This is a genomic window from Paenibacillus sp. HGH0039 (genome assembly GCF_000411255.1).
GTDB lineage: Bacteria > Bacillota > Bacilli > Paenibacillales > NBRC-103111 > Paenibacillus_F.
Genome location: NZ_KE150413.1, coordinates 1,402,345 through 1,423,483 on the forward strand (window position 1 = coordinate 1,402,345; position 21,139 = coordinate 1,423,483).

The following is a 21,139-nucleotide window of genomic DNA, read 5'->3' on the forward strand; positions in this document are numbered from 1 at the left end:
CCCTCCTGACAGATGATTTCGGATTGGCGGCCGGATGCGCGCCGCTGCCGGGAACCAGCGTGGACACGAGCAATCCGGCCATAAGGGCGATCGGTAAGAGGCGCATACGGTTTCACGCTCCCCAGACGGATTTTCCCAGTTGACTTTTCGGGAATCCCGTCTAGTATGACCGATCGGAAGATTAATTATCATTATAGGGGAATGCGTTTGGGAAGTAAATTCGCCCGCGTTTTACCCCGCCATTCCTAATTTAAACAGAGATACGACCACCAGCGAAAAAGAACAGACCACCAGGATCAGCGCGAAAATGGCCATCGGCCTGCGCAGCTGCTCCGGTATGCGGTTGCGCGAATAAAGCACAAGCAGCGCGAAAGCGAAGCCCGCGATGATAAAGAGCAGTACATCATTGGAAATCCCCAAAATACGTTCACCTCTTGCCATTAAGCATTTTAACTAGTATGCCATACAACTTCGCCTCATGCGGGCGATTTCCCTCTTTTCCGGCTAGCGCGCAAAACCCGCCGGCCTTTCAGCGGAAAGGGGCGGGTTCGGTAGTTACTCGGTATACGGAGCCGGTCGTCAGCCGGCGGATTTAACGGATTTCGGATCCTTGTCCGGTCCGACCTTGACGAAGACGAGTCGGCCGCTCGGGTCCGACTGTACGGTGAACCGGTCTTCCGGCGCGATGTTGGCTTCGTGGCCCACATGCTTGGGAAGGGTGAGCTGGCCGCGGTCGTTGATTTTAACGGAATAACCGGACATTTTCACGACATAACCGGTCACGAGTACCCCGACGATAACGACGGCGATAAAGAGCCATTTTACAAGCGGGTTAGCGGAGAAATAATCGTGCATAATGAATTTTTCTTCCGTCAGCATTTTGGCTGCGGTATAGGCGAGCACCCCGGAACCAATGTACATGACAATCGGAAACCGGTCGACGACCTTAATGAAAATGGTGCTTCCCCAGACGACGATCGGAACGCTGACCAGCAGTCCGATAATGACAAGGCCGATATGGCCGTGAGCCGCACCGGCAATCGCAATCACGTTGTCGATGCCCATTGCCGCGTCGGCCGCGATAATGGTAGTGATCGCGGCTCCGACCGTATTTTTAGCCGCGATATTGTCATGATCGCTTTTATCCGTGAGAAGCTTGAGCGCGATCCAGACCAGCAGCAGTCCGCCTACGAAGAGCAGGCCGGGAATTTGAAGTAGATACACAACGAGAACGGTCGCGACTACGCGGATACCGACCGCACCTGCAGTCCCCCAAAGGATGACCCGCTTCTGCAGGTTCTTGGGTACGTTTTTGGCAGCCATCCCGATGACGATGGCGTTGTCTCCCGCTAACACGAGATCGATGATGATGATGTTGAGCAAGGTAAGCAAGGATGCTGTTGAGAACCAGTCCATGATAGTGAGTTCACTCCTTCATCTTAAAATAGGGTTTGCAAGTCAGGGACTTCTAATTCGGCGGCAGCCTACAAAAAAATGCCTTACCGAATTATCCGGTAAAGGCATTTTTCTCCAGCGAAGAAGAAAAGACCTTTACCAGCGTGCTGGCAAAGGTCTTGCTAACAACTTTCGTTGCCAATAAAGCCGGGGCTGTTGTCCAACCCGAACTGACGACTTTACTGTAGAAGCTACTCCCCTTTGACTGTCCCGTACATTTAGTTTTCTGAGCTCAGTATACCGCGCGTGTCGCAAATACGTCAAGACATTTGTTCGCCTGTTTCAGACGTTGCGGAAAGCTTCCATCATGGCGTCATATTCTTCGTCGGTTCCTTCGAACGAATCCCGCGGGAATCTTTCCTGAGCCCAATGCATCAAAGCCGGCCGGCTGAGAAAAGTATGGGTATCTTCGCCCCATTGATCCGAAATTTCCCTGGCGACAAGCCGGGAACCGTTCACTTCAACCGTAACCATATTCCATTTGTCTCTTTTGAAGATGACATGTTTTTTTATCACGTGTGACATGAGAATTCTCCTTTAATCTGGTTTGAAGGATGAGGGACGAATATAAAGGTAAGAATGCCCCAACCGCTTGCATCTTACTTTAGCATAAGGGATTAAAAATTTCACTAGCTTGAACCGGGCGGAGGTGGTACAATACATTCAATCTTTATGGGAAAAGTTGGATGAGGCAGATAGAGCGCCGCCGTCACTTATCCGTAAAGTCCCGTCCGCAGGGACGGAAAATCAGTTTAGTTGAGATGAGCCGAGAAGAGGAGAGTGCAGTTGAGATGGAGACAAAACGCTTTTATGAGCAGACGGGTGTCGCTATGACATGCCGCAATTTCGAGGAATACGTCCGGATGTTTGATTTAGAGCCGGAACAGCTGCGCGGCAAGCGCGTGCTGGATACCGGCGCCGGCGCTTCGGCATTTACGGCCGAGGCTTCCCGCAGGGAAATCAAGGCCAGCGCGGCAGATCCCCTGTATGCGATGGGGCCTTCGGAAATCGAAGGGCTGGGTCTGGAGGAGATCGACCGGTTTATTGCCAAGCTGACGGAGAGAAGGCATATGTACAATTGGGATTTCTACGGGGAGCCCGTGCTCCTGAAGGAGCTGCGCAAACAATCATTCGCGGATTTCGCCGCCGATTATGCGAATCCCGCTTCCCGCGAAGAGAGATACACGGCGGCTTCGCTGCCGGAGCTTCCGCATTCGGAAGGCGAGTTCGATCTTGTGCTGTGCAGCCACTTCCTGTTTCTGTACGGAGAGCAGTTCAGTCCCGAATTTCACCTCCAGGCGATGAGAGAACTGCTGAGGGTTTGTAAACCGGGCGGAGAAGTGCGGATTTATCCGCTGCTGACATTCGGCGGAGAGGTGTATCCACAGCTTCCCGAGCTGCTGGCAGAGCTCGCCGGAGAGGGCGTCAGCGCCGCATATAGGCCGACGCGGCTCGCTTTTATCCCGGGTTCGAGGGACTACTTGACTTTGCATAAAGTTGCGGATTGACCCCTTTCTGGCAGTTGAACTGGCAGACAAAGGATGATATAATATCCATATTCGCCATAGATGGCGATACATTTAGGAGGTTGTTCACTTGAAAGGTACAGTTAAATGGTTTAACGCAGAGAAGGGCTATGGCTTCATCCAAGTAGAAGGCGGCGAAGACGTATTCGTTCATTTTTCCGCTATTCAAGGCGATGGATTCAAAACTCTTGACGAAGGCCAAGAAGTAGAATTCGAGATCACGGATGGTAACCGCGGTCCTCAAGCAGCTAACGTCACCAAGTTATAAGATCCAGGGATAACCACCTTCTTATAAATAGTGTCATAGCAAACCAAGACAGCTCCCGATCGAAAGATTGGGAACTGTCTTTTTTGCGGTCTGAATTTGTACCTAACCTGCTCATGGATGACTGTTTCCGATTCCGTCCCAGAGCATGCTGACGATTTTGTCGGCGGCGAGCCGCTTGTCGGGGTAGGTAAACGTCCCGTCGGGCTGTTTGCTGTGTCCGATCATAAGCAGGGCCATGTAAGAACGTGCCGCGAGCCAGCAATCCGCGGTGCGAATTTCGCCCTTGTCCGAAGCTTCGGCGAACGCGTCGGCCAATGCTTCCAGAAGCTGATGCTCCGCTTTTCGCATATTTTCCGTCTGCTCGGGAGTGAGGACGGTTTCGATTTTGTTCATAAAGCCCTCGAAATCGAAGCTTGTCGTGGCTTGAAGGTGATTGTAAGTGACTTCCAGCAGCCGTTCCCGGAGAGGAAGGGGCTTCTGGAGAATTTTCAGCGTGGCCGCTCGCACCACATTCATAAGCCGGATCGTCGATTCGGTGAGCAGCACGGCTTTGGACGGAAAATAATAATAGACCGACGCTTTGGTGACGCCGCTCGCTTTCGCTATATCGTCCATGGAAACGGCATCATATCCGCTGCGGATAAATTCGTGCATGGCTATCTGGAGAATCCGGTCGGAAACGGGGGCCGCCTGCTCGCTGGAACGGGGCCTTCCGGGAGATTTTCGGGAAGTGGATGACATAGGCAGTGTTCCTTTCAAAACGGGAATCTGAGAAGCTCATTAAAGAGTAGTATACCACAAACCGGAACCCGACCTTTCTTAAAGCGCTCGTGGTAGGGGACTCGCAACTCCAAAAAACAGGCAGGAAAAAATTAAACGGAAAATTTCTGGTTGATTAATTAACTGACCAGTATATATAATTATAACGAAAATGAATGTTTAACGTCTATAGAGGCACATACAGCTTTACTATCCGGATAAAAGGAGAGAACGTCTCAATGAAATCATCGTCCTTTATGGAGGGAATGCTTTCCCGTGTTGCGGGTCCCAGAAGCAAATGGGTTACGGTAGCAGTCTGGATCGTGCTGACCGTTCTGCTCAGCGCTCTGTGGCCGGGCGTCAACAGTCAGGAAAATAACGCGGCGGACCAGCTTCCCGCGGATTCGCTCTCCGTGCAGGCCGCGGCGCTCGAGAAAGAGCAGTTTCCCGCAAGCGGCGGGGTCCCGGCGCTGGTGGTCTTTTACCGGCAGGCCGGACTGACCGAAGGAGATCTTGGCGCCCTGCAGAAAATAGCGGGTCGGCTGACGGAAACGCCGCTTCCGGAGCAGGCTTCGGTAGCTCCTTTTGACAAGCTGCCTTTACCGGCCCTGAAGCAGTCCGTGAGCAAAGACGGGACCACCATCGTGCTGCCGGTCTCGTTTAAAGAAAAAACGGAAACCAAGGTGCTCAAGGAGAGCGCGGCAAAGCTCAAGGAGATATCCGCCGCCGTGACGGGAAGCGATCCTTTTGCGGTTAAAGACCTGAAAGGGGAAGGCCTGATCGCGCGTATTACCGGTCCAGTCGGAATTTCCATGGATGCGAACGATTTGTTCAAAGGAGCGGATTTCTCGCTGCTGATGGCGACGGTCATTCTCGTGCTCGTGCTGCTGATTCTGCTTTACCGGTCGCCCGTTATGGCGATTGTGCCGCTTGTCGGGGTGGCCTTCGCTTACGGCGTTATTTCGCCGATACTCGGAAAGCTGGCGCAGCTTGGCTGGATCGTGGTGGATGCGCAGTCTATTTCTATTATGACGGTGCTGCTTTTCGGGGCGGGGACGGACTATTGCCTGTTTTTTGCAACCCGGTACCGGACGGCGCTTCTGGAGCACGAGAATAAGCATCTTGCCGTGAAAGAAGCGCTGCTCGGTTCGGGCGGTGCGATCGGGATGAGCGGGCTGACGGTTATCGTTTCGATGCTGGCGCTGCTTTTCGCCAAATACGGGGCCAACCACCGCTTTGCCATCCCGTTCTCTCTGGCCGTGTTTATCATGGCCGCAGCGAGCGTAACGCTTGTGCCGGCGATTCTGGGCATTCTGGGACGTAAGTCTTTCTATCCGTTTGCTCCGCTTACGCCGGAACAGAGAGCCGTGAAGGAAGCGAAGCGGGGAAAACCCGTCCGCGGACAGCGGGCCGTCGGTCGCATGAGCGAAACTTTGGGGCGGATGGTGACGGAAAAGCCGAAGACGATTCTGGTCGTAAGCCTTGTTGTGCTGATTGCGCTGGCGGGGGTTTCGTCGCAGATCAAATATACCTTTAATCTGCTTTCCTCTTTTCCGGAAACGATGCCGTCCAGAGAAGGGTTTACTCTTCTTTCGGAACACTATTCTCCGGGGACTCTGGCTCCGGCCAAAGTGATGGTGGACACGGAAGGGAATAAGGTGGACGCTGGAGCCAGACTGAAGGCACTCTCTTTTGTGGACTCCGTCTCGGAACCTGTAAAAGGGAAAACGAATCCCGACATCGTAGCCTACGATGTGCTGTTCAAGGATGATCCGTTCGAGCTGGAATCGATTCATCATATTCCGGATCTGTATGCGGCGGCGGAAGCTTCCCTTCAAGATGCGGGAGTTGCGAACGCCGGCTCCCATGTGAGGGTTTCGGGACAAACCGCCGAGCAGTACGACACCGAGAAAGTGACGAGCAAGGACACGAAGGTGGTCATCCCGATTGTAATCGGGATCATCGCGCTGCTGCTTCTCGTCTATCTCCGTTCGCTCGTTGCGATGGTCTATCTGATGGCCACCGTTCTGCTGTCTTACTTCTCGGCTCTTGGAGCCGGCTGGCTTATTTTGCACACGTTCTTCGGAACCGAAGCGATTCAGGGGCTGATTCCGCTTTACGCGTTCGTGTTCCTGGTCGCTTTGGGCGAAGATTACAATATTTTCATGGTGTCGGGGATATGGAAAGCAAGCAAAACGCACAAGCTGAAAGAAGCGATCCGGCTTGGCGTGAGCTCGACGAGCAGCGTGATCACTTCGGCCGGACTGATTCTGGCAGGCACGTTTGCGGTACTGTCCGTGCTGCCGATTCAGGTGCTCGTGCAGTTCGGCGTGATCTGTGCAGTCGGCGTTCTGCTGGACACGTTCGTCGTCCGTCCGTTCCTTGTGCCGACGATCACGCTTCTGCTCGGCAGAGCGGCCTTCTGGCCGGGCAAGCCGGGAACACCGGCGGACGAGCGGAGCGCATCGCGGCCGGGCATTTGAAGCAAAAAAGGAGAGCAGCGGCATTAGCCGTTCCGCTCTCCTTTTTTGTGTACCGCGCCAGGGCCGCCGCGTCGGGCTACTCGCCCAAAGCGCTCCAGACGGCGCGCGTATAAGCGAGCCTCATGCCGGCGCGCTCCATGTTGTTCTGGCTCACGCTGCCGAAGGCGGCCTGTGCGGCCACTAGCCGGCAGCCTCGTTTGGCCGCCTCGTGCATGCGTACCTGCAGCATAGCGGTGTGCAGGCCGCGGCCCCTGTGCTCCGGCATCGTCGCGGCCAGCGTGAAAGAAGCGATGTCGCCGTCGATGTGCATCACACTGACTCCGGCCGGCTCGTCGTTTACATAGCCCACATACATATGCCATCCCGGCCGGTTAAGCAGAACGATGTTGTTGTCGATGAAATGCTGCTTTGCGCTAATATCCATCCCTGTTCCCACGCAGTGCAGTTCCCCGTATAGGTCGAACCGGTCTGTCGACGTGATCGGCTCAATCCGGATGTGAGGCGGAAGCACGGGAGCGATAGGTTCCGGCAGGCCGTACATATAAGCGTGAAAGCTTTCCTGATAAAAGCCTTGTCGTGCCAGCGCGTATGTAACGGACTTGTCCGCTTTGCCGGGAGTGAGCTCGAACGTGCAGGAACGGCCGTATTCCGCGTAAAAACGGAGAATCGCCCCGAGTTCTCCGACATCACCGGAACCCAGGCCCCTGACGGTGTTGAACAAGGGCCATGGCATATGTTCCGTGCAAACCGCGCTTGTATGACCGAACCGCGCCGTATGAACGCCCATCGGGTTGCCTTCGCGGCTGCCGATGGCTTCTATGCGTGAAGTCCAGAAAGCCGTTTCCGCCTGCTCCAGGCGCTTTACAAGTTCTTGTGTAAGTACGGGTAATTGTGCCATCATACCGCCTCCTGAAGTTCATTACGGGGTGAACATAAAAAGAAAACGTGAAAAGAAAGCCTCCCGGTTTCCGGCTTGGAAAGGGGAGGCTTTGAAAGTTTACCTGCGTTTGGTTCGGTCAGTTGATGATTTCGAGTATCTCATCCACTTCTTTACGGGCCAGCTTGCCCGGACGCTCCTGCGGATGACCGAGGGCGATGACCATGTTGACCTGCGCTTCTTCCGGAATCGGGAGAAGCTCGCGGAGTCTGTGCTGGGCAAGGAGGACCGGTCCGGTCATGGGACAAGTCGCCAAGCCCCGCGCATGGGCGGCAAGCATCAGGTTCTGGGCGGCGAGGCAGGAGCTCTTGATGCCTTCTTCATCCCAGACGGAGTTTTCCACAAGCTTGATCGGGTCGAAAATGCGCTCACGAAATTTGGACTCGTAAGGGGTGGCCAGGCAAATAATCAGCACGGGCGCGCCTGAGAACGCGGTCGCATACGGTCCGAAAGACTTGACGAGAAGGCGGCCTTCACGGGATAAGCCGCGTTCTTCGGCATCGGCCGCCCTTTTGTGAAGTTCTTCCCACGTAACGTCTTCGATCGTTTTGATGAGGTCGCCGTTCATGACGGCAATAAATTTCCATGTTTGTGAGTTTGTATCGCTCGGTGCGTATCTGGCGCAGTCAATCAGTTCGCGTACGTCTTCAACCGAGACAGGGTCTTCCGTGAATTTCCGGACGCTCCGTCTTTCGAGCACGACGGATTTGAAATCTTCATAGTTCATGCGTACAGTCCCTACTTTCCGCTGGTTCCTGGATACTGTCCTTAAGACTTGGTACTAATATCTTCTCCTAATTATAGTCCAAATCCGGCAGTTTGCATAGGGAAAGCCGATGACGGACAAGCGGTCCTTTCCGCCCGGAATGGTTACTGGAGGACGACGGTATCTCCTTCGTTCAAGCCGCTGACCACTTCGGTTTTATCGGCGGTTTCCATGCCGATTGTAATTTCTTTGCGCTCCACGCCGCCCGGTGTTTCAAGCATGACGAAATGCTTGTCTTTATCACGCTGTACGGCAAGGGTAGGAACGACAAGAGCGTCGGCCTTGCGGGCCGTTTCAATGGTGCCCGTTAAACTGAGTCCGGCAATGAGCCTGTCGTTGGGTTCCAAAGAGACGATGACTTCAAACTGGGCTGTGGCGGAGGTGGCCGCTTCCGTTCCCGATTTGGCGAATTTGGACACTTGTTTGACTTTGCCTTTCAGCGGAACGTCGGCAAGAGCATTGATCTTGACTTGGACCGGCATATCCGGCTTGATTTGAAAAACATCGAATTCTCCCACATAGCAGAGCAGCTCAAGCTTGGACAAATCGACAATTTTGCCGATCCGGTTATTGGCCTGAAGGGCCTGCGGAATTTTGGAAGAATCCTCGAAAAGAAAAATGCCGCTTTCCGGTGCTTTAAAATTCGCTTTGGCGAGCATTTTCTGTTTTTCTCCCAGCTGGTTCTGGGCCGTCTCGCGGTTCATGGTATTGAGCTGGGCCTGGACTTTGGCGCTTTCGGCATCGACATAGCGTTTCTTGGCGTCCGATTCCGACATGCCGTCGCCGGATTCGCCGGAACCTGCCGGAGCTTGGGCGGAACGTTCCTGGAATTTGGCGAGCTGCGCTTCCAGGTCCTGTTTTTTCAGATTGGCCTGCATCTGAACGACTTCGGCATCGATGGCCGCACTGTCGAGGACGAAAAGAGAGTCGCCCTTTTTCACTTGAGCGCCTTCGGTTACGTTCCACTTCACGATATCCCCGCTGAACGGGGCGTGTACCCAGGTCTCTTTTTCATAAGATGATTTGCCTTTCACTTCAATGGAGCCGACCAGCTCTTCGCGGGTCACTTTGAAAGAAAGGGGATTGTTCATCGCCATATCGGCGGGATTAGGACCTGTTTGAGGATGGCTTTTTATGTATAAAAACGCGCTGATTCCTATGACGACAACCGCCGCCGCCAGTGCCCAAATTTTTTTCTTCATCGTTACCGTTTTCACTCCTATTCGCGTTTGATAGCTGTCAGGGCGTCGGTTTTGGACGCTTTCACAGCGGGATAGATACCTGAGAGAACCCCTGTCATGATGGCAAAGAAGAGACCGACGGGAAGAATCCAGGTGGATATAAACAAGATTTGGGAGTCTTCGCCCGCAGAATTTTTGCCCATCATGAAGGTTAGAGCGTTAATACCCCAGACGACCCAGTAGGACAGCAGAATGCCGAGAATTCCGCCCAGCAGCCCCAAGAGCGCCGACTCTACGATGAACATGTTGCGGATTTGCCTCAGATTCGCTCCAAGCACCTTCATGATGCCGATTTGGCGTCGTCTCTGGTAGGTGGACATCGTCATGGCGACCACAATGGAAATGGAGGCGATGAACAGGACGAACAGTCCGACGCCGAGAAAGACGACCCGGATGATGACGAATTCTCCCTGCATTCTCTCTTCCTGATGAAGGTTGTTCTGGGTATTCAGACGAAGCTTCTGAATCTGCTTGTCGACGGTTTCGATATGGCTCGAGTTCTCGACTTTAACCAGTACCTCCGAGTAGGATTCGCCCGCTCCCATCCGCTTGGCGGTTTCGCTGTCCGGCGGTGCCGAAGCTTTAATGGCTTCGCGGATTTGTTTGGCAAGAGCGTGGGAAATGTATCCCTTTTTGTCATACATAACCATGTTGCTGGGCACACTTTCCCCTTTTTTTAGGACGCCGGCGACCCGTACGGGGATTTGCGCCTGCGCTTTGCCTTTCGAAGCGCTTGGGTGTTCCAGCGTCAGCGTAATCTTCTTCTGATAAAGCGATGTCGGGATTTTATCGAATTCCCGGAACGTTTCCCAGAGGGTCGGATCGTTCTGGTTCGCCCGCATTTGACGATCCCGGTTCTTCATGGTTTCCTCGTCGAGAAGACCCATGGTGGCACCGGGGTTCAGAATAATCGTGTTTTCGATATCGGAAGGGCCGCCCTGCTGGAACTCGTGCCCGAACTTTTCGAGCGTATCCAGATCTGTAGCGACCAGCTCGAAACTGCCGATTTTGCCGTCGTCGAGCTTAAAGAAGAAGTGACCGACCTGCTGAAAGCTGGCGACGGCTTTGACGTGCGGCAGCGTTCGGATCAGATCGAGCTTCTGATTTGTAATGGAACCGGCAGCGGAGCCGGATTTGTCCGATGCGGAGCCCTCTGACCCCTGGTCCTGGCTCTGGTCGTTGCGGATCGTAATCTCATCGGTTTTCAGGTACGCTTTCATCTGTTGCTCGCTGTAGTGAGAAGCGGATTCCCCAACGGCCAGGGCGACAACGATAGCGGCGGACCCGATGGAAATCCCGAGCGCGCATAGAGCGGTGACGACTTTCCGGCGTTTGAGCTGATCCCAGCCGAGCCCCATGTAATCGCGCATCTTCATGGCCGCTCACCTCCGGCTTGTCCGGCATGGAGGGGGGGATCCGGCGCGATTGCCGGAGGAGCTTCATCGGCCAAGGCCGCCGCCGTCTCATCCTCGCCGTGCAGGTAATCGCTGTCTTCGGCGAGCCGTCCGTCTTTCAGCTGAATGACCCGCTGCGTTCTGGCCGCCACTTCGCGTTCATGCGTCACGATGATGAACGTAAGCTGAAGCGTGCGGTTCAATTCGAGCAGCAGGTCGATGATCTCCTTCTCGGTCTTAGTGTCCAGATTCCCCGTAGGTTCGTCCGCGAAGACGACGGGAGGACGGGTGATCAGCGAACGCGCGATCGAGACGCGCTGCTGTTGTCCGCCGGACAGTTGGGAGGGGAAGAGTTCCGTCTTCTCCGCCAATCCGACCTGCGTAAGCAGACTCATGGCCCGCTCGCGCCGTTCGCTGGGCTTGACGCTTTGAAAGACGAGCGGAAGCTCGACGTTCTCCCGGACGGTTAAATGCGAGATGAGCTCATAGGATTGAAAAATAAATCCGATATGATGGCGCCGGAATTCGGCGAGCTTGTTTTCGCTCATGCGCTCGATCGGCTGTCCGTCGATCAGAATGCTGCCCTCCGTCGGCTTCATCAGTCCGGCCATCAGGTTGAGCAGCGTGGATTTACCGGAGCCGGAGCTTCCGAGCAGGGCTACGATTTCTCCTTTGTTCACGGTAAAATTGATGTCTTTCAACACCTGGGACTGTTCCGTACCGCTTAGAAAGGTATGCGAAAGCCCGCTTACCTCAAGCATGCGAATCCTCCTTTTTCGTTGAAATAGCAGTTAATCTGGCTTCCAGCGCGTTCAGACGGGCATGGAATACGAGGAAACCGGCCGCAGCCGCAACGGCAAGCCCCGATCCGATTCCGTAGAGGACCGTGCTTCCGTAATCCGCATAGATCAGGCCGCCGAATCTTCCGCTGATGATCCCGGCAAGGCCGGACCACGTAACGGCGAAAATAGCCTGGCCGGACGCCCTGTACTCATCCGGAATGATCTGGGCGAGGTAGCGCAGAGCCGTGACGAAGAAAATGCCGAAGGTCACGCTGTGCATAGTCTGCGCGAACAGAACCCAGCCGGTTTGATCCGACAGGCTGACGATCAGGAAGCGGATGGCGTACATCAATCCGGCAATGGCCAGAAGCGGCAGCTCTTTGTAGCGGTTCCCGTATTTGCCCAGCAGAAAAAACACCGGAATTTCGCTTAGCGACGAAAGCATCATCGCCGTACCGACCGTCATGTCCGAGGCCCCCAGCTCGCGCAGATGCAGAGCCAGAAAGCCGTCATTGATCCGGTGCGAAATCGACATGATAAGGACGAGCAGGAGGAAGATCAGCAGCCGGGGGGAGCCGATCACTTTTCCCATGCCCTTAAAGTCCATTTTGCTGTAAGCAACCCGTGTATCGACCAGGCCGAAAGTGAAAATCAGCCCGATGACAATAACCGCTATACTAATAGACGAAGTAAGGCCGATATTAGTTTCTTTTATAAGGAGCCCGAAAAAAAGCGCCGAGAAAGCAAAGCCGATGGAGCCGAATATCCGGAAGGAGGAATAGCTCTTTCCCGTCTGGCTGGCATGCAGCAGGAGCTGGCTATCGTTCAGGGATTGGGCGGGCTGCTGGAAGAAGTAAAACCCGGCCATCAAGGCGTAAAGCACGGTAAAGGAATCGGTTCCGAACATGGAGACGACAAAAACGAGCTGTCCGACATACAAGGTGATCATAATCGGCTTGATCTTCTGCAGCCGGTCGCTCGCGAATCCCCAGGCGAGGTTGGCAAAGATGCTGACCATCGGCCCGATGGAGTACAGCAGTCCGATTTCGGCTTTGGAATAGCCGCGCGAATCGAAGTAAAGAGGGAAAAATGAGGCGATAATGGCCATCATCATATAATAGGAAAACGTAAATCCCCGCAAGACGAAATCATTTTGTTTTTTCAAGGCGACCACCTGTCTTCGTTGTTCTGTAAAAAAACGGAGGACGCCGTAAGGGCGTCCCCTATTCTTTCCATCCAGTATACGGAGGCCGCAGGCGGTGGCGCAATTGAGCATTTCACCGCTATCGGCAGTCGTTTGGAGAATAGGGGCGGCTGCTTATCCCGGTTGCTCCTATATGAACAAATCCGGTGCCATATCCCGGCACAGTGGCGTTATGGACCGTCCGATAGCCTTAAGGACCTGTATGGACGCTCCGAAACCATGACAAAAGTCATATCCCGGTATAATTGGGATGGAGTAGGATGCGGGTAACGGCAGGGTGCAAGTTACCGTTAACTTGTAGTGGAAAGGTTACGGCGCCTCGTGATACATTAGAAGATAAGATTGTTAGACATCGCGCCGGATTAAGCTGAAGGGGGTGCCTTGTGACCTGCCGTTTTATTTTTGACGAGCGATTGGGAATCCCGGTCCCCGAGTTCGATAAGGAGTGGGAAGAGTACTCTCTAAGGGAAAGAGAGTCCATTCTGTTTCAATGGGAACAAATACGCGGGACGATCCCGGACCGGATCAAGCAGCTTGAAGGACAGATTATCGCCAAGCAGAACAAGTTAAACGTCGAAGACGATTTTCCGGCTTCCTGCGCGCTTAATTCGCAGATTGCCGATCTGGCCAGCGCCATCAACGACCTTCATCTCTGGTTCCGGACGAATCAGGAAGTGGAAGGCAAGATACACGGTTAACGGCAGAGGGTTCCTTCCGGTGATTCTCTCTCTGCGCGGATACGCACGTATTCTTCCTGCGGCAGAACTGCCGGAGGAGACAAGGTGTAAAAGCTCCGCAATTCTGGTAAGATAGAAAGAAAAATTGAGATTGGATCTGAAGCGCCAGGTCTGAGCCGCAGGAAGGAGTGCTCGAGGTGCCAACAGAAAATGAGAAACCGTCTTGGATCAGACTGATCGTCAAGCCTTTGCTCGGAAGGCAGCCTTCGCTGTATCCGATCGAAGAATGGGATTCGCTGATCGATGTCCGGATCGACAAACTTCAGGTTTCCGCATTAAGCGGAGACAATCCAGATAAAGAACCTTATGCACTGGCGCTAAAATCGGGACTCTATCTGTTAAATGAGAGTCTTGACAACAGTCATGAAATTTCCCAGTCCATTACAAATGAAACCGGAAGCTATTGGCACGGGCTGATGCACCGGATGGAAGGCGACTACAGCAATGCGAAGTATTGGCTGCAGGACGCGGGCAACCATCCGATCCATACCGACCTGGTCAACGAGGTCCGGTCCTTTCTGGACCGCCAGCCGGGGCTCCGGGCGATAGAGCATGAAGCGATGAAAGCGAAGATTGACGTTCTCGTTACTTCTCCAGAGTGGAATTCCTCCGTATTTGCGGATGCCGTCGAGCTTCAGGTAACCCTGCTGCAAAATCCGGACATTGAAGCTTGGCTCACCCATATCCAATACCTGGAGTTCAAACTGCTGCTTGCCTACTGCTATCGCCAGTGTTATGGAGGAGAACTCGTTGAACTTGCCGAATAAACCATCTTTAAACGTTCCCCGGGGGCCTCTGGGCCTAATGTACCGGGTATACAAATATGTGCTTCCGGGCGTTAAACGGGAATTGGAGGGCTGGCGCCGCGAAGCGGAGCGGATTCCGGACGAGGAGCTGCGGACGCAGGCGATTGCCAGCATGACATCCAAACAGTTTCACTGTCAGGGCGGCGCCATTTATGCGGTAATCAATTTACCGATGAGGCAGGTGCTCATTTCGCTGATTGTCGCGTTCCAGACCATCAGCGACTACTTGGACAATCTGTGCGACCGCAGCACTTCACTGGACCCGCAGGATTTCCGGATGCTGCATCAATCCATGTTGGACGCGGTCGACCCGGCGGCTCCCCTTCACGATTATTACGCCTATCGTCTTGAGAAAGAAGACAACGGCTATCTGGTCAAACTCGTACAGACCTGCCAGAAAAGCATTGCCGAGCTTCCTTCGTATGGGCTGGCGGCCGATGCGGTCCGCTCGCTTGTGGGGCTGTATTGTGATTTGCAGGTGTACAAACATATTCGCCCGGAACTTCGCGAACAAGCCCTGCTGGACTGGTGGGCGGAACATAGCGCGAACTACCCCGATTTGACTTGGAACGAATTTTCGGCGGCAACCGGCTCGACGCTCGGCATGTTCATGCTGTTCGCGGCGGCTTCGGACCGCAATTTGGACCGTCGTCGGGTGGAGGGGATTAAAAGCGCCTATTTCCCTTACGTATGCGGGCTTCATATTTTGCTGGATTATCTCATCGACCAGGAAGAAGACCGTGTCGGCGGAGATTTGAATTTTTGTTTTTACTACGCGGATATGGATGAAACGATCCGGCGGATCGCTTATGTGGCCGAACAGGCCAAGGAAGGCACTTCGAAACTGGAAGACGCCGCTTTCCACCGCATGGTTATTGAAGGGCTGCTTGCCCTTTATTTGTCCGACCCCAAAGTGAAAGACCAGCCGGTTGTCCGGCAAATATCCCGTAATCTTATGAAAGACAGTACGATCAGCCGTTTGTTTTTCTGGATAAACAGTCTTGTGATCCGCAAAACGTCCTGATCTCTCATTATATTGCTCATAGATAAGCAAGGAGGAACTTTAATGACAGCAGTAAAATCCATCGCAGTTCTTACGAGCGGCGGCGACTCCCAAGGGATGAACGCAGCCGTACGCGCCGTTGTGCGCAGCGCACTTTATCACGGTGTGAAGGTATTCGGTGTCCAACGCGGGTACCAGGGGCTGATTAATAACGATATTACGGAAATGGATCTAAGAAGCGTAGGAGATATTATCCAGCGCGGAGGAACGATCCTGCAGACGGCCCGCTCCAAAGAATTCACGACGCCGGAAGGCCAGCAGCTCGGAGCGGAGAATCTCCGCAACAGAGGCATTGACGGCCTGATCGTTATCGGCGGAGACGGCTCTTATCAAGGGGCTAACAAGCTGAGCAAGCTCGGAATCAAGACCATGGGTCTTCCCGGCACCATTGACAACGACATTGCCTTCACCGATTTCACCATCGGATTCGACACGGCTGTCAGCATCGTCGTGGACGCGATTAACAAGCTCCGCGATACGATGACTTCGCATGAGCGCTCCTCGGTGGTCGAAGTGATGGGCCGTCACTGCGGCGAAATCGCCCTGTACGCGGGACTCGCGAGCGGCGCCGAGACAATCCTCGTGCCGGAAGTTCCCCACGACTGCCAGGAAATCGCGAAACGGATGAGCGACAACTTTGCCCATGGCAAGCGTCACAGCATTATTCTCGTTGCGGAAGGCGCCGGCAAAGGGGACGATATCGCCCGCCAGATCATGGAGCATAACGGAATCGATGCCCGCGTGACCGTTCTCGGCCATATTCAGCGCGGCGGAACGCCGACTCATACGGACCGCATTCTGGCAAGCCGCCTTGGAGACTTCGCAGTGCGCAGACTCATCGAGGGCGACTCCGGCAAATCCTGCGGCGTGATCAAAGGTGAACTCGTTGCGACGGATATCGATCTTGTCGTGAACACGAAGCGTCCGTTCAACATGGAATTGTATAACCTTGCGCTTCGCTTGTCGCAGTAATCCTGCGAGGCAGGTGACCGGTACGCCGGAACTAGCCAGTACACAAAAGCCTTCCTTCTCCACGGCCTCAGCGGGCATATGGAGGAGGAAGGCTTTTGTGATAGATACGGCCGCACCGAGTCCCGTCCTATCCGACAGCAGACCCGGCGCAAAGCGGCGCTTATTAATAACCGTGGTCCGGATCGATCCGGTTGATCAGCGGTTGATTTTCGATAAAACGGCGGATATTCGGAAATAAAATTTCCGCACACCGCTCTACATATTTCGGCGTATTTCCCGCGATATGAGGCGTAAGGGCAGCCTGCTCCATTCCCCAGAGGGGGGAATCCGCAGGAAGCGGCTCTTCCCGGAATACGTCCAGCGCCGCACCGGCAAGGCTGCCTTTCCGCAGCGCCTCGATCAGAGCCGTTTCGTCGATCACGCTGCCGCGGGCCATATTGACGAGAAACGCCGACGGCTTCATGAGGGCCAGCTCTTCGGCCCGGATCAGATTTTCCGTCTCGCGCGTGGCGGGGACGATCACGACGACAAAATCGGATTCGCGCAGGAGAGAGTGAAGGCCGCTCTTTCCTTTTCGCATGTCGTCGAAATGTTCCCTGTCCCGGCCGGAACGGCTGTAGCCGACCACCTTCATATCGAACGCCTTCGCCTTCCGGGCTACTTCCGAACCTATCGCTCCCGTGCCGATAAGGCCGAGCGTCTGGCCGTGAAGCTCTGCGGTACGAATCCGGTGATTCCATTCTTTGCGGCTCTGGCTCTCCATAAGCGTATGTGTACGGCGGACGAAGTCCAGCATGACGGACAGCGCATATTCACTCATTTGGATGGAGTGGACACCGCTCATGTTGGTTACCTGGATGCCTTTCGCGTCCAATTGGCGGAGAGGCAGCTTGTCGACACCGGCCGAAAGGCTTTGAAACCAGCGCAGCTTGGGCAGCAGAGGGAGCCAGTCGTCTTGAAACGCTCCGGAAGTAAGAAGAATGTCCGTGGAAGCGAGCCGGTCTCCCGCTTCTTCGGCAGTCGGAAACTGCTGCAGAGAGACGGCGTTTTTTAAATCTTCAGGCAGATGATCCTGCAAATACGTCAAGTCCATTTTCGTCAAGGCCGTTATATTCAGCATAGGGGTCAGCTCCTTTTTCTATATATTAAACAAAAGAGGGAGAGAAAGAAAACAAGCGCGAGCAGCCAAGGATCATCTAGGCAAATCCTTGACAATTTGGTAACATAAAGGGAATCTTACAGAGATGCCGAGTATATCGGTGGGAGAAGGAGGGTATGAATGTGTTCTTATACAAAGTAGAGCTGGAGCTTAAAGAAAGTCTGGCTTATCTGATTGTTGTGGCCGAAACGGACGCTAAGGCGTTCGATGCGGTAGAAGGTCATCTTGTCCGCCATTTCACAGTGGCGCCTGAAGTCGTGCAAACGACGATCATTGAGAAAAAACGGGTCGGAAACGGCGCGGGGTACGTAATCGAATCCGCCGTCGAGAGTCCGGTTTAAGAAAAGGGGAAACGGAAGAATGAAAATCGTAATTATTAGCGGAAGCAACCGCGAAGGGGCAAGCACAACCCTTTTAAGCGCCTATGTCGGACAAGTATTGACGGAAAAGGGGGCGGAAGTGACCCTGGTCGACCTGTACAAACAGCCTGTCCCGCTCTACAGCCCGGATCCGAGCGTAGTCGAGGACGAGAATCTGATCCATATGAAAAAAACGGTCATGGAGGCGGACGGCATCGTTCTGGCTACGCCGGAATACCATGGCGCCATGAGCGGCGTACTGAAAAACGCGCTCGATCACATGGACGCCCAGTACGTGGACGGCAAAGTCGTGCTGTCGATGAGTTCCGCGGGCGGGGCTGTCGGAGTCAGCTCGCTGCAGCAGCTTCAGACGGTTGTCCGCAACCTTCACGGCGTTAACTGCCCGGAATGGATTTCCATCGGGGGCGCAGGCCGGACATTTAACGAACAGGGCGAGCCGGAAACGCTTCAAATCCGCGAGCGTATTCTTAGAACGGTCACTTACTTCCTGTCGATGACAGAGACTTTCCGTAAATCCGTTTAAGGTTGAAAGGAGAGTCAGGCATCGGGATGGAAAAGAGGATTTTGGGCCGGACAGGCCTGCAGGTAAGCCCGCTTGGATTCGGAGGCGCCGAAATCGGCTACCAGGGCATTGACCCGGGAACGGTGGAAAATCTGCTGGGCCGAGCGCTGGACGCGGGACTTACCGTTATCGATACCGGAGAATGTTACAAAAATTCCGAAGAATTAATCGGAAAAGCCGTCTCGCACCGCCGGGCGGAATTCAGCCTGTTTACCAAAATCGGCCACGGCGCCGGTTTTCAAGAAGAAGACTGGGATTTGGGGATGCTTGAGAAAAGCATCGACCGCAGCCTGAAACGTCTGAAAACCGACTATGTGGATTTGCTTCAACTGCACAGCTGCCCGGAGGAGATTTTGCGCCGGGGGGAAGTGATCGGGCTTCTTGAGAAGTTCAAGAAGCAGGGCAAAACCCGCTTCATCGGATGCAGCGGAGACGGGCAAGCCGCCCTGTACGCGGTCCGGACGGGGGTGTTCGACACGCTTCAGACGTCGCTCAGCATAGCCGATCAGGAGGCGATCGAGCTGACGATTCCCGAAGCCCGGCAGCGGGGGATGGGCGTCATCGCGAAGAGGCCCCTTGCTAACGCCGCCTGGCGGACGGGAGAGAAGCCTGCCGACAGCTACCACCACGAGTATTGGGAGCGCTTGAAGCAGCTGCGGTACCATTTTCTGAACGAATCCGTACCGGAAGCCATCGCTTATGCGCTCCGGTTCACCCTGTCGGTGCCCGGTGTCCATACGGCCATCGTGGGAACGACGCGTCCGGGACGCTGGGAAGAGAATGCGGCATTCCTCTCCCGGGGACCGCTGCCGATTGAAGCGATTGCCGAAATCAGAGGGCGCTGGCAGCAAGCGTCCCGGGGGAACTGGCCGGGATTGCGCTGAAACAGATCCGGCGTGCTTCGTCCGGATGGTTCAATCCGCAAGAGCTTTTCGCAAAACAGAACAGACCGGCCAGAGAACTCTCTCGCCGGTCTGTTTTTTATTTTACAGCTTATGTTCAAATAAAAAAGACCCTGCATGCATCACGCGGAGTCTTCTGTGTATAAAGGGGCGTATGAAATTATTTCCGCGCTTCTTCTTCAACGGAAGAATTAGTGTTGACTTCTTTACGCGCCGGAGCCGCTTGGTTCGATTCGTCGGAAACGAGACCGTTAGTCGCGTCTTTGAATTCTCTAAACATACGTCCGAAGCCGCGTCCCAGTTCAGGCAGTTTGCTTGGTCCGAATAGCAGTAAAGCAACTAGAACAACGAGCAGTAAATGCCATGGAGAGAAAAAATTCATTACATGTACCTCCAATTCGATGCCGGCATGCAACCAGGCTATTCAATCGTGACCTTATCATACCATGTAATGGGACACCAATCCAGTTCATTTGCTACTTTTTTGTGAACATAGCTGTAAAAAAGACGCCCTCCTACTGGAGGAAGGCGTCTTTGCGGTTCTCGTTTATGCTAAACTGTACAATTTCAATTACATCTTCCTGATCGAGGGACTGTATTCCGTTCACGAGGACGATTTCGGAATTGAGTTCCGTACGCGTTAAAAACGTATAAAGCTCAGGGGTGTAAGTCTTCACGATATGAGACAGTTTTACGGTTTCCATTTCCATCATCCTTCCTATCCGGTTTTGATGAGAAAGCTAAGCGGAAATATTACTCGTAAACCGAAAATGAAGCCAAGCTGAAGCCTTCTTTCATTATACCATAAAGAGCGGCGGGTTGCATTGGCACATCGTGGAGGACTCCCGATTAAATCCGGTGCTATTGACGGCGGAATTCACCGAAGACACCGACCGTTTCGACCACGTTCACGAACGCTTTAGGATCGGTTTCTTTAATGATTTTCTGCAGGCCGACCAGTTCGTAACGCGTCGTTACCGTCATCAGCAGACTCTGCTCCTGATTCGTATAAGCTCCTTCCGTACGGATAACGGTCACCCCGCGCGGAATCACGAGAAGCTTCTCCAGAAGCGCCTCCCTCTGCTTCGTCACGATGAAGGCGGTCACTTTGATATGACGGATATGAATCGTATCGATCACCTTGCCGGCAATATAAATGGACAGCATCGAAAAGAGGGCGAGGTCCCAGTTGTTTTTAAAATAACCGAGCAGAAAAATAACGCCGCCGTTCAAAGCGAACAGCATCTGGCCGAGAGGAAAATCGCGCTTGCGCGTCAGAATGGACCCCACGATGTCGAACCCGCCCGTGGAGCCGCCCGCCCGCATCGTGATGCCGGCGCCGATTCCCACAAGCACGCCGCCGAATACGGCTCCGAGTATAGGCTCCTGCACAAGCTCACGGACCGGTATGATCTGCATGAACCAGGTTGTGGCGATAACGGAGCCGACGCTGATAATGATGAACCGGCGTCCGATAATGACAAGCCCCCAGATGATCAAAGGCAGGTTCAGGACGAAGTATAAAATGGAAATATTCATGTTCGTCAAGTATCCGATTACCATCGCAATACCGGATACTCCGCCGCTTAGGAGTTCGTGCGGAATAAGAAACATGTTAAAGCCGAACGCGACGAGTGCCGCGCCGAGTATTACAACCGCGATGGAAATCGCTTTTTTGTCCACACGATCACCTCAAGAAGTAGTATGCAGATTAAAAGTACCACTCATCCGGGATAAACATCA

The 21,139-nt window shown here is 53.9% G+C and carries 24 protein-coding genes; 10 read left to right on the forward strand and 14 right to left on the reverse strand.

The genetic code is table 11. The features are described from left to right. Positions 1-231: 231 nt before the first annotated feature. The 3 genes from HMPREF1207_RS20725 to HMPREF1207_RS20735 all read right to left on the reverse strand — a co-directional run bounded on the left by HMPREF1207_RS20725 (position 232) and on the right by HMPREF1207_RS20735 (position 1,971). A complete protein-coding gene (locus tag HMPREF1207_RS20725) occupies positions 232-420 on the reverse strand; it encodes a hypothetical protein (protein WP_009675025.1) in 189 nt (62 codons plus the stop codon). Positions 421-579: 159 nt separating this feature from the next. Further along, on the reverse strand, positions 580-1,416 hold the full coding sequence (locus HMPREF1207_RS20730) for a TerC family protein (protein ID WP_009675020.1): 837 nt from the start codon (positions 1,414-1,416) through the stop codon (positions 580-582). Between the two features lie 321 nt (positions 1,417-1,737). Further along, positions 1,738-1,971 carry a hypothetical protein gene (locus HMPREF1207_RS20735; protein WP_036740500.1) on the reverse strand — a complete coding sequence of 78 codons (234 nt, stop codon included), beginning with the start codon at positions 1,969-1,971 and terminating at the stop codon, positions 1,738-1,740. 275 nt (positions 1,972-2,246) lie between these two features. Here HMPREF1207_RS20735 and HMPREF1207_RS20740 point away from each other — a divergent pair, with 275 nt between their 5' ends. After that, complete coding sequence (locus HMPREF1207_RS20740) at positions 2,247-2,963, forward strand: class I SAM-dependent methyltransferase (RefSeq protein ID WP_009674994.1); 717 nt, start codon at positions 2,247-2,249, stop codon at positions 2,961-2,963. An 88-nt stretch (positions 2,964-3,051) separates the two neighbouring features. Continuing rightward, positions 3,052-3,249, forward strand: coding sequence for a cold shock domain-containing protein (locus HMPREF1207_RS20745; protein WP_009675016.1), 198 nt, complete (start codon positions 3,052-3,054; stop codon positions 3,247-3,249). Between the two features lie 111 nt (positions 3,250-3,360). Here HMPREF1207_RS20745 and HMPREF1207_RS20750 read toward each other — a convergent pair whose 3' ends face one another. Beyond that, positions 3,361-3,990, reverse strand: coding sequence for a TetR/AcrR family transcriptional regulator (locus HMPREF1207_RS20750; RefSeq protein ID WP_009674984.1), 630 nt, complete (start codon positions 3,988-3,990; stop codon positions 3,361-3,363). Positions 3,991-4,247: 257 nt separating this feature from the next. On the opposite strand from HMPREF1207_RS20750, the gene HMPREF1207_RS20755 reads away from it, so the two are divergent. Continuing rightward, positions 4,248-6,491 (forward strand): MMPL family transporter, encoded by a 2,244-nt coding sequence (locus tag HMPREF1207_RS20755; RefSeq protein ID WP_016423951.1) that lies wholly within the window; start codon positions 4,248-4,250, stop codon positions 6,489-6,491. Positions 6,492-6,567: 76 nt separating this feature from the next. On the opposite strand, the gene HMPREF1207_RS20760 is transcribed toward HMPREF1207_RS20755, so the two are convergent. From HMPREF1207_RS20760 to HMPREF1207_RS20785, 6 genes are all read right to left on the reverse strand, one after another. Next, entirely contained in the window at positions 6,568-7,392 is an 825-nt protein-coding gene (locus tag HMPREF1207_RS20760) for a GNAT family N-acetyltransferase (protein WP_009675011.1), read from the reverse strand. Between the two features lie 115 nt (positions 7,393-7,507). Further along, complete coding sequence (locus HMPREF1207_RS20765) at positions 7,508-8,155, reverse strand: nitroreductase family protein (RefSeq protein ID WP_009675022.1); 648 nt, start codon at positions 8,153-8,155, stop codon at positions 7,508-7,510. Positions 8,156-8,298: 143 nt separating this feature from the next. Continuing rightward, positions 8,299-9,396 carry an efflux RND transporter periplasmic adaptor subunit gene (locus HMPREF1207_RS20770; protein WP_009675005.1) on the reverse strand — a complete coding sequence of 366 codons (1,098 nt, stop codon included), beginning with the start codon at positions 9,394-9,396 and terminating at the stop codon, positions 8,299-8,301. 17 nt (positions 9,397-9,413) lie between these two features. Then, on the reverse strand, positions 9,414-10,811 hold the full coding sequence (locus tag HMPREF1207_RS20775) for an ABC transporter permease (protein WP_009675023.1): 1,398 nt from the start codon (positions 10,809-10,811) through the stop codon (positions 9,414-9,416). Then, positions 10,808-11,590: an ABC transporter ATP-binding protein gene (locus HMPREF1207_RS20780; protein WP_009674986.1), complete on the reverse strand. Its 783-nt coding sequence runs from the start codon at positions 11,588-11,590 to the stop codon at positions 10,808-10,810. The genes HMPREF1207_RS20775 and HMPREF1207_RS20780 overlap by 4 nt, the downstream gene beginning before the upstream one ends. Continuing rightward, positions 11,583-12,776, reverse strand: a complete 1,194-nt coding sequence (locus tag HMPREF1207_RS20785; protein WP_009675010.1) for an MFS transporter — start codon at positions 12,774-12,776, stop codon at positions 11,583-11,585. The genes HMPREF1207_RS20780 and HMPREF1207_RS20785 overlap by 8 nt, the downstream gene beginning before the upstream one ends. A 422-nt stretch (positions 12,777-13,198) precedes the next feature. Between HMPREF1207_RS20785 and HMPREF1207_RS20790 the strand changes: the two genes are divergently transcribed. From HMPREF1207_RS20790 to pfkA, 4 genes are all read left to right on the forward strand, one after another. Beyond that, positions 13,199-13,513, forward strand: a complete 315-nt coding sequence (locus tag HMPREF1207_RS20790) for a hypothetical protein (RefSeq protein WP_009674981.1) — start codon at positions 13,199-13,201, stop codon at positions 13,511-13,513. A gap of 176 nt (positions 13,514-13,689) precedes the next feature. Next, positions 13,690-14,319 (forward strand): hypothetical protein, encoded by a 630-nt coding sequence (locus tag HMPREF1207_RS20795; protein ID WP_009674988.1) that lies wholly within the window; start codon positions 13,690-13,692, stop codon positions 14,317-14,319. Between the two features lie 37 nt (positions 14,320-14,356). Beyond that, positions 14,357-15,382 (forward strand): tetraprenyl-beta-curcumene synthase family protein, encoded by a 1,026-nt coding sequence (locus HMPREF1207_RS20800; RefSeq protein WP_138918197.1) that lies wholly within the window; start codon positions 14,357-14,359, stop codon positions 15,380-15,382. A gap of 42 nt (positions 15,383-15,424) precedes the next feature. Continuing rightward, entirely contained in the window at positions 15,425-16,393 is a 969-nt protein-coding gene (pfkA, locus tag HMPREF1207_RS20805; RefSeq protein ID WP_009675013.1) for a 6-phosphofructokinase, read from the forward strand. A 163-nt stretch (positions 16,394-16,556) separates the two neighbouring features. Here pfkA and HMPREF1207_RS20810 read toward each other — a convergent pair whose 3' ends face one another. Continuing rightward, positions 16,557-17,513 (reverse strand): D-2-hydroxyacid dehydrogenase, encoded by a 957-nt coding sequence (locus tag HMPREF1207_RS20810; RefSeq protein ID WP_009675001.1) that lies wholly within the window; start codon positions 17,511-17,513, stop codon positions 16,557-16,559. Positions 17,514-17,668: 155 nt separating this feature from the next. Here HMPREF1207_RS20810 and HMPREF1207_RS20815 point away from each other — a divergent pair, with 155 nt between their 5' ends. From HMPREF1207_RS20815 to HMPREF1207_RS20825, 3 genes are read left to right on the forward strand one after another with little or no spacing between them, the layout of a single operon-like run. Beyond that, positions 17,669-17,893 (forward strand): DUF3906 family protein, encoded by a 225-nt coding sequence (locus HMPREF1207_RS20815; protein ID WP_016423954.1) that lies wholly within the window; start codon positions 17,669-17,671, stop codon positions 17,891-17,893. 19 nt (positions 17,894-17,912) lie between these two features. Next, entirely contained in the window at positions 17,913-18,455 is a 543-nt protein-coding gene (locus tag HMPREF1207_RS20820) for an NADPH-dependent FMN reductase (RefSeq protein WP_009675009.1), read from the forward strand. 26 nt (positions 18,456-18,481) lie between these two features. Next, on the forward strand, positions 18,482-19,378 hold the full coding sequence (locus HMPREF1207_RS20825) for an aldo/keto reductase (protein WP_009674999.1): 897 nt from the start codon (positions 18,482-18,484) through the stop codon (positions 19,376-19,378). Between the two features lie 178 nt (positions 19,379-19,556). Here the strand turns inward: HMPREF1207_RS20825 and tatA are convergent, their stop codons facing one another. From tatA to HMPREF1207_RS20840, 3 genes are all read right to left on the reverse strand, one after another. After that, positions 19,557-19,778, reverse strand: a complete 222-nt coding sequence (gene tatA / locus HMPREF1207_RS20830) for a twin-arginine translocase TatA/TatE family subunit (protein ID WP_009675012.1) — start codon at positions 19,776-19,778, stop codon at positions 19,557-19,559. A 133-nt stretch (positions 19,779-19,911) separates the two neighbouring features. Then, positions 19,912-20,100 (reverse strand): hypothetical protein, encoded by a 189-nt coding sequence (locus HMPREF1207_RS20835; protein WP_009674991.1) that lies wholly within the window; start codon positions 20,098-20,100, stop codon positions 19,912-19,914. A gap of 157 nt (positions 20,101-20,257) precedes the next feature. Continuing rightward, on the reverse strand, positions 20,258-21,079 hold the full coding sequence (locus HMPREF1207_RS20840) for a YitT family protein (protein ID WP_009674995.1): 822 nt from the start codon (positions 21,077-21,079) through the stop codon (positions 20,258-20,260). Positions 21,080-21,139 lie beyond the last annotated feature (60 nt).